The 14,616-nt window shown below is 58.9% G+C and carries 8 protein-coding genes; 5 read left to right on the plus strand and 3 right to left on the minus strand.

Annotation, left to right across the window (positions count from 1 at the left end; translation table 11 throughout):
- Positions 1–111: 111 nt before the first annotated feature.
- Positions 112–2,958, minus strand: coding sequence for an RNA polymerase-associated protein RapA (gene rapA / locus POR16_RS06160; RefSeq protein WP_005889454.1), 2,847 nt, complete (start codon positions 2,956–2,958; stop codon positions 112–114).
- Between the two features lie 231 nt (positions 2,959–3,189).
- Between rapA and POR16_RS06165 the strand changes: the two genes are divergently transcribed.
- On the plus strand, positions 3,190–3,528 hold the full coding sequence (locus tag POR16_RS06165; RefSeq protein WP_005889456.1) for a hypothetical protein: 339 nt from the start codon (positions 3,190–3,192) through the stop codon (positions 3,526–3,528).
- 87 nt (positions 3,529–3,615) lie between these two features.
- Positions 3,616–3,771, plus strand: a complete 156-nt coding sequence (locus POR16_RS26245) for a hypothetical protein (RefSeq protein ID WP_005889457.1) — start codon at positions 3,616–3,618, stop codon at positions 3,769–3,771.
- A 232-nt stretch (positions 3,772–4,003) separates the two neighbouring features.
- Here the strand turns inward: POR16_RS26245 and POR16_RS06175 are convergent, their stop codons facing one another.
- Together POR16_RS06175 and POR16_RS06180 are read right to left on the minus strand one after the other, a co-directional pair.
- Complete coding sequence (locus POR16_RS06175; protein WP_005889459.1) at positions 4,004–5,602, minus strand: pectate lyase family protein; 1,599 nt, start codon at positions 5,600–5,602, stop codon at positions 4,004–4,006.
- A 173-nt stretch (positions 5,603–5,775) separates the two neighbouring features.
- Positions 5,776–6,246, minus strand: a complete 471-nt coding sequence (locus POR16_RS06180) for a MaoC family dehydratase (RefSeq protein ID WP_005889461.1) — start codon at positions 6,244–6,246, stop codon at positions 5,776–5,778.
- A 403-nt stretch (positions 6,247–6,649) separates the two neighbouring features.
- Here POR16_RS06180 and POR16_RS06185 point away from each other — a divergent pair, with 403 nt between their 5' ends.
- The 3 genes from POR16_RS06185 (at position 6,650) to hrpA (ending at position 14,599) form a co-directional block, all read left to right on the plus strand.
- Complete coding sequence (locus tag POR16_RS06185; protein ID WP_122381068.1) at positions 6,650–8,338, plus strand: long-chain-fatty-acid--CoA ligase; 1,689 nt, start codon at positions 6,650–6,652, stop codon at positions 8,336–8,338.
- A 366-nt stretch (positions 8,339–8,704) separates the two neighbouring features.
- Positions 8,705–10,396 carry a long-chain-fatty-acid--CoA ligase FadD1 gene (gene fadD1 / locus POR16_RS06190; protein ID WP_024669274.1) on the plus strand — a complete coding sequence of 564 codons (1,692 nt, stop codon included), beginning with the start codon at positions 8,705–8,707 and terminating at the stop codon, positions 10,394–10,396.
- Positions 10,397–10,687: 291 nt separating this feature from the next.
- On the plus strand, positions 10,688–14,599 hold the full coding sequence (gene hrpA / locus POR16_RS06200) for an ATP-dependent RNA helicase HrpA (RefSeq protein ID WP_122381069.1): 3,912 nt from the start codon (positions 10,688–10,690) through the stop codon (positions 14,597–14,599).
- Positions 14,600–14,616: the final 17 nt, after the last annotated feature.

Raw genomic sequence — 14,616 nt, forward strand, 5'->3', positions numbered from 1 at the left:
ATTTCGGCGTCCTGCTTACGTAAACAACGAGAAAGGGACAAACGGGCTCGTGAACGAGCCCTGTCCTGAAAGCTCGGCCTTTGTGTCGGCCTGGCGATGGGTTATTAGGCCTCAACCTGCGACCAGTACCCGAATCGCCTCCAAACGCAGTGCAGCTTTCTCAAGCATGGCCAGGCCCTGTTCACGCTGGGCGCGCAAGGCAACCAGTTCGCTGTCGCGCACGGTCGGGTTGACCGCTTGCAAGGCTGTCAGACGGGCCAGCTCCTCTTCAGTGTCGGCTGCCAGACGGCGCTGCGCTTCGGCCACACGCTCAGCGTGTTTCGGTGTGATTTTCTCTTCGCCCGCGTTGATTCTCGGGGTCAGCAGGTCGCGTTGTGCCTGAATGAACTTGTTCGCGCTGGCGCGAGGCACGCTTTCGAGCTGGTCGTTCAGGGTGTTGAACGACACGCGGCTCGACAGATCATTGCCGTTTGGATCAAGCAGGCAGCGAAGGGCAGCAGGAGGCAGGTAACGGCCCAACTGCAATGAGCGCGGCGCGACCACTTCGCTGACGTAGATGAGCTCCAGCAGTACGGTGCCCGGCTTGAGCGCCTTGTTCTTGATCAGTGCGACGGCCGTGTTGCCCATCGAACCGGACAGCACGAGGTCCATGCCACCCTGAACCATCGGGTGCTCCCAGGTGATGAACTGCATGTCCTCGCGGGACAGCGCCTGGTTGCGATCGTAGGTGATGGTCACACCTTCGTCGTCGCCCAGCGGGAAGCTGGCGTCGAGCATTTTTTCGCTCGGTTTGAGGATCAGGGCGTTTTCCGAATGGTCCTCGCTGTCGATGCCGAACGCGTCGAACAGGGTTTCCATGTAGATAGGCAGGCTGAACTGATCGTCCTGGTCGAGAATCGCTTCGACCAGCGCTTCGCCCTCACCGGCGCCGCCCGAGTTGAGTTCCAGCAGGCGGTCGCGGCCGGTGTGCAGCTCGCTCTCGAGACGCTCGCGCTCGGCACGTGCTTCATTGATCAGCTTTTGCCATTCGTCATCGTCACCGCTTTCCAGCAGGGGCAGCAGGCGCGAGCCGAACTGGTGCTGCAAGGCGTTGCCGGTCGGGCATGTGTTGAGGAAGGCGTTGAGCGCTTCGTGATACCACTGGAACAGGCGCGCCTGTGGGCTGGTTTCGAGGAACGGCACGTGCAGTTCAATGGTGTGCTTCTGGCCGATCCGGTCCAGACGACCGATGCGCTGCTCCAGCAAATCCGGGTGGGACGGCAGGTCGAACAGAACCAGGTGATGGGAGAACTGGAAGTTGCGGCCTTCACTGCCGATTTCCGAGCAGATCAGTACCTGAGCGCCGAATTCTTCGTCTGCGAAGTAGGCAGCGGCACGGTCGCGTTCGAGGATGTTCATGCCTTCGTGGAACACCGTGGCCGGAATACCGGAGCGCACACGCAGCGCGTCTTCCAGATCCATCGCGGTTTCGGCGTGGGCACAGATGACCAGTACCTTGACGCGCTTGAGCATCTTCAGGGTATCGATCAGCCAGTCGACGCGCGGGTCAAAACGCCACCAGCGTTCTTCTTCGCTGACCTCCGAATGCGCCTGGAAGCTTACCTCAGGGTAAAGGTCGGCGTGTTCGCCCACCGGCAACTCCAGGTATTCGACCGGGCAGGGCAGTGGGTATTCGTGCAGCTTGCGCTCCGGAAAGCCCTGCACGGCGGCACGCGTGTTGCGGAACAGCACGCGGCCGGTGCCGTGACGATCGAGCAGCTCGCGAATCAGGCGCGACTTGGCTTCGTCGTCGCCGTCATTGACTGCGGCCAGCAAGGCATCGCCTTCAGCACCGAGGAAGCCATGAATGGTGGTCTGGGCTTGCGGAGACAATTTGCCCTTGTCGAGCAGTTCCTGGACGGCCTGGGCCACCGGGCGATAGTTTTCGCTCTCGGCACGGAAGGCTTTAAGGTCGTGGAAACGGTTGGGGTCGAGCAGGCGCAGACGTGCGAAGTGGCTGTCCTGACCCAGTTGTTCAGGGGTTGCGGTCAGCAGCAGCACGCCGGCAATGACTTCGGCCAGTTGCTCGACCAGCGAATATTCGCGACTGGCCTTGTCTTCGTGCCAGACCAGGTGATGCGCTTCGTCGACCACCATCAGGTCCCAGCCAGCCGCGAACAGAGCGTCCTGAGCCTTTTCGTCCTCGACAAGCCACTCCAGCGCAACCAGCGCCAGTTGGGTGTCTTCGAACGGATTGCCGGCATCGCTTTCCATAAAGCGCTCGGCGTCGAACAATGCAACTTGCAGGTTGAAGCGGCGGCGCATCTCCACCAGCCATTGATGCTGAAGGTTTTCCGGAACCAGAATCAGCACACGGTTGGCGCGCCCCGACAGCAATTGGCGATGAATGACCAGACCGGCTTCGATGGTCTTGCCAAGGCCCACTTCGTCGGCCAGCAATACGCGCGGCGCAATGCGGTCGGCGACTTCCCGGGCGATGTGCAACTGGTGCGCGATAGGTTGAGCCCGCACCCCGCCAAGGCCCCAGAGCGAGGACTGCAACTGGCGGCTGGTGTGCTCGAGTGTGTTGTAACGCAGCGAAAACCAGGACAGCTGGTCGATCTGGCCCGCGAACAGACGGTCGGTCGCCAGGCGGAACTGGATGAAGTTCGACAACTGGGTTTCTGGCAGCGTGACCACTTCGTTTTGCGCGTTCAGGCCGTGATAGACCAACAGGCCATCGACGTCGTCGACTTCGCGAACGGTCATTTTCCAGTTTTCGAAGTGCGTGATCACATCGCCCGGTGAGAAACGCACACGCGTCAACGGTGCATTACGCAGTGCGTACTGGCGAGTCTCGCCAGTGGCCGGATAGAGCACGGTCAACAAGCGGCCGTCCTGTGCCAGAACGGTGCCCAAACCCAGCTCGGCTTCGCTGTCGCTAATCCAGCGTTGCCCCGGTTGATACTGCTGCGCCATGCTGCCTGTCTCCCGCTTGAAAAAGCTGACTATGTTAACGGAACGCGCCCCGAAGACCAAAGGTGGCGTGAAAAAACCTCGGGTTGTCGGCCGGCCGCTACCTGATTTTAAGTTCCATGACACTTATTTCACTTATGGCAGTCCAAAAAGACCATAAATTAATGCAACCTGTTTCATGTCGGTTCAAGTTGCCCTGCGCACGGCCGAAACCCCGATAAGAGGATATAAACCATGCTGCAACCTATGCTTCCGTTAAGTGTGGTGCCCGTGACATCACAGCTGGACCCGGCCAAGCGCATGCCGGACATCCCGCCTGTCGCGCCGGTACAGGAGAGTTCCAACGAGACCTCCATCGACCTGCACAATGAAGATACTGAACGCAGTGCATTGCTGTTGCGTGAAGAGCAGCAGCGTCAGCAACAGCAGCATGGTCGCAGTCATGAAGAACCTGAGGCTTATGAAGGGCTTGTGGTTCCTGGCGATTCGCTGAATGCCGACAACACCGTGCCTGTCGTACCGCTCATCGATGACGAGCCACGCCAGGGCATATGGGTCGATATTCAGGTCTGATCGCGATAATCGCCGGATCTGCGCTGGTCATGCCCGATGCGATTAAGCATTATTGGTGCTGATTCCCGTGTTCGAGAGCGGCAAACCATGAACGACGATGAAAAACTGATCGACTTGGGTACCGAGCGCGCCAAGCGCGTTCACGATCTCAACGACAAGCGCCTCAACGAAGTGCGCAACGCCTTCGAGCAGGCGATGCCGTTGAGCAGCAAGAAACCCAAGAAAAAGCCCAAAAAGCGCTGACCCCGTCTATGTCCTTTTTTATCTGATCCGTGCTCTGGTCTCGCCTGACAGGCGAACAACTGACCTGGGTCAACTCGCCTCTGCACATTCCGGTTTACTCTCAGTCCATCGAAAACAACGTCGGCGACCACGCAGGCGTCGGCAAGCAATGGGCACGCAAGGCACTTGGGGCGACTTCGGTCGCCCTTTTTTTCGTCTGTGTGCCGGAAGCCTCGTTGATTTCCGGATACCGTCAGCTCAGAGCTTTGGCGCCTGCATTGGCCTGGTCATAGGCTCTCGCTTCTTGCGCCGTCTTGATGTCGCGGTTGTAGCTCGGCGTCCATTCGGTCGTAGATGATTTCTGAGTGAAGCTGACATTGCTGCCGATGTCCTTAAAGTGCGCATCGCCATAGTCATCCAGCACGCCGCGATTACTTGCCTTGTGAGAAACATCGACGCCGTTGCTGAAATAGTTGGCCTGCGACAGGATGGTCGCGTTCCCGGTTGCAGTGAAACCGAGGTGGAATTTGTCGATCGAGTTGTTGAATACGTCAAATTCTCCCTGACGAAACAGACCGGGTCCGCGAACATCAAGGTTGCTGAAAACGTTGTCGGCGATGGTCATTCGCGGGTAACCCTTGTACTCGGCCTTGGCAGCTGCCGAATCGTCTGGCTGGCCGAAAATCGCGCCATACTCGTTGTTCTGGAATTTCGAATTGGTCAGGGTGACGTTATCTGCCTTGCCGCCAACGTACAGAAGTTTGTCCAACCCTTTGGGGTTCTGATCCTTGGTGCCGGTGTAGGTGTTGTGGTCGATCCAGTATTTCTGGCCACTGCTGATGAACATTTGCATGTCGCCGTTTTCACGGTAACGGCTGTCATGGGTGAAGTTCAGGTTCTGAAAAATGTCATTGCCTGCGTTCTTGCCACTGGCCAGATAGATGTTATGCAGGCCGTTGCCCTTGTCGGTGCCCAGCAGGGTTTTATTGGCACCGAAGTTGATGGTTACTTTGCTGTCGGCGGTCAGGTTGGCGCCGAGGCGAATAGTGCGGGCGGTGTCGTCTTCCATATTCTTCTTGAGGTCCGCCACGGTATTGACGGTGACGACTTCGCCATTGTTGCCGCCGGTGGTGTTTGCTTCCTTGGCGAAACCGAGCATGCCCGACATATCCGCCCCAGGGCCATGAGCGGCAGAGGTTGCGGGCCTTGCCACCTTTTCTGCCGCGTCAGGTCTGTCGACGGCAGACATTGACGTTTTCAGCTGTGCGGGTGCCGTGGCTGACGTCTCCGACGCATCAGGCGTGTCCTGCGTTTTATCAGCAGCCTTGAGTTGCCTATTCGACGTATCAGAAGGCGCCCCTGCGGTTTTTTCAGGCAGCGTCGCAGTTTTGTCCGCTGTTGGGTCGTTCTGCACCACGAAAGGCTTTTCTGTTTTGCCCTGGGCAGCTGAGGGTGATGCGGGGGCCGTTGTCGAAGGCGACGATGACGGTTGGGAAGCGTTTGGTGCCTGTTCGCCTCGTGACTGCGCAGGCGAATGCGTCGAGCCGTCTTGTGGATGTGCCGACGATTTTGGAAATAGGTCTTTGAGAATGTTGCGAATGGCTTCGACGAGCTTGTTCAGTAACAGGCCAGTGGCGCTTTCTGGCGTGTTTGAAGAGGCCGGTCTAGCGCGAGAGCTGGCTGTATCAAGTGGTGACTGCAACGCCGTTGCACGTTGCGGCGGGCTGAAATCGACTTGATTGCCAGTATGGCCGGGCTCCAGATCGGCTGGCGGGTGAGCGTCGGTCTCTGGAGTGATGCTTTGGTTCGACAGTCCGGAGACGGGATAATAGTTTCTGTTGATCATATTCATGACTGGTTTCCCGCCTGTGGGAATAAAAATTCTTGATCCCGGCTAACAAAGTAGTACTCGTTGCCTGAGTGGAAGACACAGGAAAAGAGTTCCGGCTGGATCATGAGTTTTGGTATTCAGGCGAAAAGCTAGCCTTGGGCGCGTGCCATCCGGACACGCGCACGCGTTCAGTATCAGCCGAACGTGATCTCTGGCAGCACGGTCAGGTCGACAGTCTGCTGTTTGCGAGGGGCGAGGATTTCAGCTTCGCCGTCTACTACCAACTCGTCGTTCTGATTGAAAACACGGGTGGCGATACGAACGCGGAATTTAGGCAGTTTTTCCAGAATTTCCAGGCGCACAGTCAGGGTGTCGCCCAGCTTCACTGGTTTCTGGAAGGTCATCTGCTGACCGATATAAATGGTGCCGGGGCCAGGCAGCTCGCACGCAACCGCTGCGCTGATCAGCGCACCACTGAACATGCCGTGGGCGATACGCTCCTTGAACATGGTCTTGGATGCGTATTCGGCGTCCAGATGAACCGGGTTGTGGTCACCGGACATGGCGGCGAACAACTGGATGTCACGCTCTTCCACCTTCTTGCTGTAGCTGGCGGTCTGACCGACTTCAAGGGCTTCGTATGGCGTGTTGGTGACTTGAGTCATGTGGCTGTCCTGACAATGAAAAAGAATTGAAACTGGCCGGTTGATTCGACCTGCGTAGCCGCGCCCTTGGGTCGCGTCTTTGATAGACCGTGTTTTGTAACACTTGATGACTCACTACTGCCAATACACCGGCAAGATCAGTCAGACGTTTGCCGACACTCATCGGATCACATCCGCCGTGAATAATAAGCCACGGGCTGATAAACAGGGCGCTCGAAGCGTTGAAGTGTTACGGGGCGATGGTGACTGCCGGGCGTCCGCCCGCCAGTGTATAGCGAGCGGCTGATCGCAGCCTGAACAGCGACGAGATTCATGCTGCTGATACCACGCGGATGGCGATTTGCCTGATGCGTTTTAACTGCTAACGTCGGGCCAGGCCTATGCAGGGAAGAGGATAAAAATAATGAATGCTGATTTCTGGACCGACGAACGGCCCGCTGGCGTTGATGCCGATGTGGATCTTCGAGCCTATCAATCGGTCATCGATGTTTTTGAGCGCAGCTGCCGCAAGTTTGCGGATCGCCCCGCGTTCAGCAACATGGGCGTAACCCTGACGTACGCTGAGCTGGATCGGCATTCCGCAGCATTTGCCGGGTATCTTCAACAGCATACGCAGTTGCTGCCTGGCGACCGCATTGCGGTGCAGATGCCCAACCTTCTGCAATACCCGATCGCAGTCTTCGGGGCCATGCGTGCCGGCCTGATAGTGGTCAACACCAACCCCCTGTACACCGCGCGCGAGATGCGCCATCAGTTCCAGGACTCGGGCGCCAGGGCGCTGGTGTACCTCAACCTGTTCGGCAAGCTGGTGCAGGAAGTGCTTCCTGACACGGCTATCGAATACCTGATCGAAGTCAAAATGGGTGACATGCAGTCGGCGGCTAAAGGGTGGTTGTTCAACACCATCGTCGACAAGGTCAAGAAGCTCGTGCCCGACTATCAGTTGCCCCAGGCGGTCGGCTTCAAACGCGCCTTGCGCCTCGGACGCAATAGCGCGATCAATGTCGTCCCGCAGGGGCTGGACGATGTTGCCGTGCTGCAATACACCGGTGGCACTACGGGGCTGGCCAAGGGCGCGATGCTCACCCACGGCAATCTGGTCGCCAACATGCAGCAGGTGTATGCCTGCATGCGCCAGCAACTTCCCGAGGGCGGTCTGGCGTTTGAAGAGGGCTGCGAAGTGATGATTGCGCCGTTGCCGCTGTATCACATCTACGCATTTACAGCGCACTGCATGTGCATGACGCTCAGCGGCAACCACAACATCCTGATCACCAACCCTCGTGATATCAGCGCCTTCATCAAAGAACTGGGGAAGTGGAAATTCACCGCGATGGTGGGCCTCAATACCCTGTTCGTGGCGCTCATGAACCACCCGGCATTCAGCAAGCTGGATTTCTCGACGCTGAAAAGCACCAATTCCGGTGGCACTGCACTGGTCAAAACGACTGCCGAGCGCTGGGCACAAATTACCGGCTGCACGATTGTCGAGGGTTACGGCCTGACCGAGACGTCTCCGGTCGCCAGCGCCAACCCATATGGCTCACTCGCGCGCCTGGGCACGGTCGGTATTCCGGTGCCGGGCACCGCCATGAAGATCATTGACGATGAGGGCGCCGAGCTGCCATTCGGCGAACGCGGCGAGTTGTGCATCAAGGGGCCGCAGGTGATGAAAGGCTACTGGAACCGACCGGACGCCACTGCCGAATGCCTGGATGCCGATGGCTGGTTCAAGACCGGTGACATTGCAGTTATCGCAGCCGACGGGTTTGTCAGCATCGTCGATCGCAAGAAGGACATGATCATCGTGTCGGGTTTCAACGTCTATCCCAACGAAATCGAAGACGTGGTCATGACTCACCCGAAAGTCGCCAGTTGTGCGTGCATCGGTGTGCCGGACGAGCGCTCCGGAGAGGCGGTGAAGCTGTTTGTAGTGCCGCTGGACGGGGGAGTGAGTGTCGAAGAACTCAAGACCTTCTGCAAAGAGAACTTCACGGCGTACAAGGTCCCCAGGCAAATCGTCCTGCGTGACTCTTTGCCCATGACGCCGGTAGGCAAGATACTGCGAAGGGCGCTCAGAGATCTCGCTTGATCGTAGGAATCGTCCTTATTCTGAAGGTGTTTATACCCTCCGACGCGACGTTAGAGTGTCGACAGGCACGGGGCAGCGCCTCGCAAATGGCATGAGCAAGGCGCTAAACCCTCTGCTCCGGGGGTTTCCACTCAATCAGTCATCGCAGGCTTAACGCCTCTAAAATGACTGGATTTTATTTTCTGGTCTTTTTAGTGACTGTCAGGCCCTTTATTGCATCTAGGCGGCCTTTTACAAAGCTGCTACTCTCGGCGCGCTTTTTGATCAGTCATAAAGCGCAAAAGCGTCTACTGGATTAGCCCAGACACAAGAAAATCATCGCTCGAAGCGGTGTGTAGAATTCGCGATCGCTACGGAGCTGGCTGAATGATTGAAAACTTCTGGAAGGATAAGTACCCGTCCGGCATTCCTGCCGATATCAACCCCGACGAGTACCCCAACGTCCAGGCGGTTCTGAAACAGTCCTGCCAGCGTTTCGCTGACAAACCGGCATTCAGCAATCTGGGCAAGACGATCACGTACGGCGAGCTGTACGAGCTGTCCGGTGCGTTTGCCGCCTGGATCCAGCAGCACACCGATCTGCAGCCGGGCGACCGTATCGCCGTGCAGTTGCCCAACGTGCTGCAATACCCGATCGCCGTCTTCGGTGCCATTCGCGCCGGCCTGATCGTGGTCAATACCAACCCGCTGTACACCGCGCGGGAAATGGAACACCAGTTCAACGATTCCGGGGCCAAGGCGCTGGTGTGCCTGGCAAACATGGCGCATCTGGCCGAAAAGGTCGTGCCCAAGACCCACATACAGCAGGTCATCGTCACTGAAGTGGCCGATATGTTGTCGCCGCTCAAAAGGCTGGTGATCAACAGCGTCATCAAGTACGTGAAGAAAATGGTCCCGGCCTATCACCTGCCGCACGCCATCAGGTTCAACGAAGTGCTCGGCAAAGGCCGAGGTCAGCCGGTTACCGAAGTAGCGCCAGGCAGCAGCGATGTTGCCGTGCTGCAATACACCGGCGGCACCACCGGTATAGCAAAGGGCGCCATGCTGACCCACCGCAACCTCATCGCCAACATGCTGCAATGTCGGGCATTGATGGCTTCCAACCTGGATGAGGGCTGTGAAATCCTCATCACGCCGCTGCCGCTGTATCACATCTACGCGTTCACCTTTCACTGCATGGCGATGATGCTGCTGGGCAATCACAACATCCTGATCAGCAACCCGCGCGATCTGCCGGCGATGGTCAAGGAGTTGTCGAAATGGAAGTTCAGCGGTTTTGTCGGCCTCAACACCCTGTTTGTGGCGTTGTGCAATAACGAGAACTTTCGCAACCTCGACTTCTCGGCACTGAAAGTCACTCTGTCGGGTGGCATGGCCTTGCAGCAGGCTGCCGCCGAGCGCTGGAAGCAGGTTACCGACTGCCCCATCTGTGAAGGCTATGGCATGACCGAGACCAGCCCGGTGGCGACGGTCAATCCTTCTCAATACATCCAGATGGGCACTATCGGCATTCCTGTGCCGTCGACGCTGTGCAAGGTCATCGATGATGCCGGCAACGAGCTGGCGTTTGGCGAGACGGGCGAACTGTGCATCAAAGGCCCGCAGGTCATGAAAGGCTACTGGCAGCGTCAGGATGCTACCGATGAAATGATCGGCAGCGATGGCTGGCTCAAGACCGGCGACATCGCGATCATTCAGCCTGATGGCTATATCCGGATTGTCGACCGCAAGAAGGACATGATCCTGATCTCCGGCTTCAACGTGTACCCCAACGAACTGGAAGACGTACTCGCCACACTTCCCGGCGTGCTGCAATGCGCGGCCATTGGCGTGCCGGACGAGAAGTCGGGTGAAAGCATCAAGGTCTTTGTCGTCGCCAAACCGGGCGTCACGCTGACCAAGGACAAGGTCATGGAGCATATGCGCGCCAACCTGACCGGCTATAAAGTGCCACGCAGTGTCGAATTCCGCGACATCCTGCCCACCACCAATGTCGGCAAGATTCTGCGTCGCGAGTTGCGTGATGAAGAACTGAAAAAGCTGGGTGTGAAGAAGTAAGGTCGTGGGTCTGAAACCGCCTTCGCCGTCACGCGCTTTATTCATCACGTCATCCAACTGATTATCGTGCCCATGCTCCAGCGTGGGCATGCATTTCCGGACGCTCCGCGTCCGATCTTGAGTGTGCCTCGACGCGGAGCGTCACCCAAGGCGTTACCACGCTGAGCGTGGGAGCGATCATCAATGCACAAGCCCCGCCGATTCTTGTGCCGATGCTCCGCGTCTCGTCACGACCCACCGCAATCTGCGACAATCCGCATCTGCCATTTGAAAAAAGACCCTGCGCGCCTGATGACCGACGAATCGCCCTCTATCGACCAACTCCTGAAAAACCTCGACCAAGCGATGATCAGCGAACGCCATCGCCTGCGTCGTCAGTTGCACGAGCTGCGCAAGAAGCCTGACGAGGCGAAGCTCGCGCAATGGGTTGCCCGGGTTCAGGCGTCGTGCGCGCAGGCCACGGCGCGGCGGGAGAGCGTGCCGGCGATTCGTTATGACGACAACCTGCCGATTGCCGCCAAGCGTGACGAAATCAAAGAGGCGTTGCTCAAGCATCAGGTGCTGATCATTGCGGGTGAAACCGGCTCGGGCAAGACCACTCAGTTGCCGAAGATCTGCCTGGAAATCGGTCGTGGTCAGCATGGCCTGATCGGGCATACACAGCCGCGCCGGATTGCAGCGCGCAGCGTAGCCAGCCGGGTTGCCGAAGAAATCGGCACGCCACTGGGGGCGCTGGTCGGTTACCAGGTGCGTTTCGAGGATCAGAGCGACAGCAACACACTGATCAAACTGATGACCGACGGCATTCTGCTGGCCGAAACCCAGCATGACCGCTTCCTCGAGCGCTACGACACGATCATCGTCGACGAGGCCCACGAGCGCAGTCTGAACATCGACTTTCTGCTCGGTTACCTGAAAACCCTGTTGCCACGTCGCCCGGACCTCAAGGTCATCATTACCTCAGCAACCATCGACCTGCAGCGTTTTTCCGAGCACTTCAACGATGCGCCCGTGATCGAAGTGTCCGGTCGCACATTCCCGGTGGATGTCTGGTACCGCCCGCTGACCAGCGAGCAGGACGAGGAGGGCAACAGCGTCGAAGAAGACCTCACCGTCGATCAGGCCATCCTGGCCACGCTGGATGAGCTTGCTGCCTTCGAACGCAGCGAGCGCAAGAGCCCTGGCGACGTGCTGGTGTTTTTGCCCGGCGAGCGGGAGATTCGCGATGCGGCCGAGATGCTGCGCAAGGCTCAGCTCAGGCATACCGAGATTCTGCCGCTGTACGCACGCCTGTCGCCCGCCGAACAGCAGCGTATCTTCCAGTCGCATCCCGGCCGTCGTGTGGTGCTGGCCACCAACGTCGCAGAAACCTCTTTGACGGTGCCGGGCATTCGTTACGTGATCGATACCGGCACCGCGCGGATCAGCCGTTACAGCTATCGCGCCAAGGTCCAGCGACTGCCGATCGAGGCCGTTTCCCAGGCCAGTGCCAACCAGCGCAAGGGCCGTTGTGGGCGGGTCGAACCCGGTCTGTGCGTGCGTCTTTACAGCGAAGAGGATTTCAACGGCCGCCCCGAATTCACCGACCCCGAGATCCTGCGCACCAATCTGGCGGCAGTCATTTTGCAGATGTTGCACCTGCGCCTTGGCGAGATTACCGACTTCCCGTTCATCGAGCCGCCGGATGGCAAGGCGATCAGTGACGGTTTCAATCTGTTGCAGGAGCTGTCTGCGGTCAACCGCGAGAATCAGCTCACGCCCTTGGGTCGCCAGCTGGCACGTTTGCCGGTGGACCCGCGCATGGGCCGCATGCTGCTGGAAGCCGCCAGGCAGGGCAGCCTGCAAGAAGTGCTGATCGTTGCCAGCGCCATGTCCGTGCAGGACGTGCGCGAGCGCCCACCCGAGCGTCAGCAGGCGGCAGATCAGGCGCATGCTCAGTGGAAGGATGCCGACTCCGACTTCGCCGGGCTGGTGAATCTGTGGCGCGGTTTCGAAGAACAGCGCCAGACCCTGACGGCCAGTCCGTTGCGCAATTGGTGTCGGCGTAACTTTCTCAATTATCTGCGCCTGCGCGAATGGCGTGATTCGCATCGGCAACTGAGCCTGATCTGTCGTGACCTGCAACTGACGGTCAACAAGGAACCGGCCGATTACCCGAAATTCCACAAGGCCATTCTGTCTGGCCTGCTGAGCCAGGTCGGGCAAAAGGCCGACGAGGGCGACTACCTCGGCGCCCGCCAGCGACGTTTCTGGATTCACCCGTCCTCAGGGCTGGGCAAAAAGCGCCCGCAATGGCTGATGACCGCCGAGCTGGTCGAAACCACCAAGCTGTATGCGCGCATGGTCGCCAAGATCGATTCGGACTGGATCGAGCCGCTGGCCGGGCATCTGATCAAAAAGAACCATTTCGAGTCGCACTGGGAGAAAAAACGCGGGCAAGTCGTCGCGTTCGAGCAAATCACCCTGTTTGGTCTGATTGTGGTCGGTCGTCGTCCGGTGCATTACGGTCCCATCGACCCGGTGGTATCGCGTGAGTTGTTTATTCGCGAAGGCCTGGTGCGTGGCGATATTCTGTCCCGGGCCAAGTGCCTGAGTGCCAATACCCGCTTGCTGGAACAACTCGATGAACTGGAGGCCAAAGCCCGCCGTCGCGATATTCTGGCTGACGAAGACACCCTGTACGGCTTTTACGAGGCGCGTATTCCGGCCGAGATTCACCAGACGGCGACCTTCGACAGCTGGTACAAGACCGAGAGCCAGAAGAACCCGCAGTTGCTGATCATGCGCGAAGAAGACGTGCTGGCCCGCGAGGCCAGCGAAGTCACTGCGGCGCAGTACCCGGACACCCTGCGCCTGGGCGATCTGAGCCTGTCGTTGAGTTACCACTTCGAACCCAATCACCCGCGCGACGGGGTAACCCTGCGTGTCCCCGCACCGTTGCTGTTGTCGCTGCCTGCCGAGCGTCTGGAGTGGCTGGTGCCGGGGCTGCTGGAGACCAAGTGCATAGCGCTGGTGCGCAACCTGCCCAAGGCGGTGCGCAAGAATTTCGTACCGGTCCCGGACTTCATCAAGGCGGCCCTGCAGCGCATTACCTTTGGTGAGGGTTCCCTCCCTCATGCGCTAGGGCGTGAGCTGTTGCGCATGACCGGCGTGCGGGTCAGTGACGAAGCCTGGGCTGAAGCTGCGCAGCAGCTTGAAGGTCACTTGAAGATGAACCTGGAAATTGTCGATGGCAGCGGCAAGTTTCTCGGCGAGGGGCGCGATCTTGCAGAACTGACGGCACGCTTCGCCGAGGCGAGCCAGGCAGCGCTGGCCGTGCCACAAACCGCCGCAAGCCAGCAGCCGGTACAGGCCAAGGCGTTCGCGGCGGTGGCGCAGAAGACGCAGCAGAACATCGCCGGGCTTTCGATGACGGTGTATCCGGCGCTGGTCGAAGAGGGCGGCGCGGTCAAGGAAGGCAGATTCTCCACTCAGGCCGAAGCCGAATACCAGCATCGACGCGCCTTGCAGCGTTTGCTGCTGCAACAGCTGGCCGAGCCTGCCAAGTTCCTGCGCAATAAATTGCCGGGGCAGACCGAGCTGGCGTTGCTGCACCGCGAGCTGGGGCGCATCGATGCGCTGATCGAGGACATCCTGCTGGCCAGTCTCGACAGCTGCGTACTGGAAGGCGAAGCCGAGTTGCCGCGTGATGGGGCCGGCTTGCTGTCGCTGGCGGAGCGCAAGCGCGCCGACTGGACCGAACACGCCGAGCGGTTGGCAAAGCTGACCCTGGAAATCCTCAAGCTGTGGCACGGTCTGCAAAAACGCTTCAAGGGCAAGATCGACCTGTCTCAGGCGGTTGCGCTCAACGATATCAAGGCGCAACTGGGCAAGTTGGTGTACCCCGGATTCGTGCGGGAAACCCCGGCGGTCTGGCTCAAGGAGCTGCCGCGCTACCTGAAAGCCATCGAAATGCGTCTGGAGAAACTGCCCGGTCAGGTGCAGAAGGATCGTGTGTGGAGCATCGAACTGGCGGGGCTCTGGGCGCAGTATCAGGCGCGTGCCGACAAACATGCCCAGGAAGGCAAGCGTGATCCGGAGCTGGCGCTGTATCGCTGGTGGATGGAGGAATATCGCGTCTCGCTGTTCGCTCAACAACTGGGCACTAAAATGCCGGTGTCGGACAAACGGTTGAGCAAGCAGTGGAGTCAGGTGGAGGGCTGATTCCAAGCTCTGCAGGC

This window comes from Pseudomonas coronafaciens pv. oryzae str. 1_6, assembly GCF_000156995.2.
GTDB lineage: Bacteria > Pseudomonadota > Gammaproteobacteria > Pseudomonadales > Pseudomonadaceae > Aquipseudomonas > Aquipseudomonas tremae.

Coding starts and splice junctions, on each gene's coding strand:
- fadD1 (WP_024669274.1), top strand. CDS start 8,705: ATGATTGAAAACTTCTGGAAGGATAAGTACCCGTCCGGCATTCCTGCC.
- hrpA (WP_122381069.1), top strand. CDS start 10,688: ATGACCGACGAATCGCCCTCTATCGACCAACTCCTGAAAAACCTCGAC.
- POR16_RS06180 (WP_005889461.1), bottom strand. CDS start 6,246: ATGACTCAAGTCACCAACACGCCATACGAAGCCCTTGAAGTCGGTCAG.
- rapA (WP_005889454.1), bottom strand. CDS start 2,958: ATGGCGCAGCAGTATCAACCGGGGCAACGCTGGATTAGCGACAGCGAA.
- POR16_RS26245 (WP_005889457.1), top strand. CDS start 3,616: ATGAACGACGATGAAAAACTGATCGACTTGGGTACCGAGCGCGCCAAG.
- POR16_RS06185 (WP_122381068.1), top strand. CDS start 6,650: ATGAATGCTGATTTCTGGACCGACGAACGGCCCGCTGGCGTTGATGCC.
- POR16_RS06175 (WP_005889459.1), bottom strand. CDS start 5,602: ATGAATATGATCAACAGAAACTATTATCCCGTCTCCGGACTGTCGAAC.
- POR16_RS06165 (WP_005889456.1), top strand. CDS start 3,190: ATGCTGCAACCTATGCTTCCGTTAAGTGTGGTGCCCGTGACATCACAG.